The organism is Psychromonas arctica, assembly GCF_036697365.1.
Classification (GTDB): Bacteria; Pseudomonadota; Gammaproteobacteria; order Enterobacterales; family Psychromonadaceae; genus Psychromonas; species Psychromonas arctica_A.
Genome location: NZ_JBAHZA010000052.1, coordinates 1 through 1031, shown reverse-complemented (window position 1 = coordinate 1031; position 1031 = coordinate 1). Strand labels below are relative to the sequence as shown.

Annotated in this window: 1 protein-coding gene; it reads left to right on the top strand. The window is 46.1% G+C overall.

What is annotated here, in order from left to right:
• Positions 1-1031, top strand: a 1031-nt coding sequence (locus V5290_RS17270; RefSeq protein ID WP_333388741.1) for an Ig-like domain-containing protein, incomplete at both ends; no start/stop codon positions are given.

The window sequence follows — 1031 nt, the reverse complement described above, 5'->3', positions numbered from 1 at the left end:
GAAATAACTATTACTAGCAGCAATGACTTCACTGAAGATGACGGCAGTGCCGTTGAAGGTGCTGTGGTTGCGACGTTTGAAACAACAGACGAAGACGGTGACGAGGTTACTGTTACATTAAGCGATACCGTAAATTATGAAATCGTAGATGGTACAGTTGTCTTAACAGAAGCGGGCGCAGAACTTGTCAATAGTGGCGAAGAATTACCTGCATTTACACTAACACCAAATGACGGCACGGTAGACGGTGAAGCCGCAACTGTTGAGCCAGGTGTTACTACTACCAATGATGCACCAGAAATAACTATTACTAGCAGCAATGACTTCACTGAAGATGACGGCAGTGCCGTTGAAGGTGCTGTGGTTGCGACGTTTGAAACAACAGATGAAGACGGTGACGAGGTTACTGTTACATTGAGCGATACCGTAAATTATGAAATCGTAGATGGTACGGTTGTCTTAACAGAAGCGGGGGCAGAACTTGTCAATAGTGGCGAAGAATTACCTACATTTACATTAACACCAAATGACGGCACGGTAGACGGTGAAGCCGCAACTGTTGAGCCTGGTGTTACTGGAGTAGATGATCTAACTAATACTAATGAAGATAGCGTCGTTACAACAGAAGATACTTCTGTAATTATTGACGTATTAGCAAACGATACAGATGAAGACGGTGAAGTTTCACCTGTTGCCTCAGTCACAGACGGTACGAACGGGACCGTTGCGATTAACGCTGACGGCACCGTGACTTACACGCCAGATGCAGACTTCAACGGGTCTGATACCTTCACGTACACCAATGAAGACGGGAATACAGAAACGGTCACAGTAACAGTTGAAGCAGTGGCCGATGACACAGTATTAGTAGCCGATTCAGCTACAACTGACGAAGACACGCCAGTGGTTATCGATGTCGTCGCAAATGATACGGATGCCGATGGCATTACATCTCCTGTTGCGTCAGTAACCGATGGCATGAACGGGACAGTAGCGATTAACGCTGACGGTACCGTAACTTACACACCAAA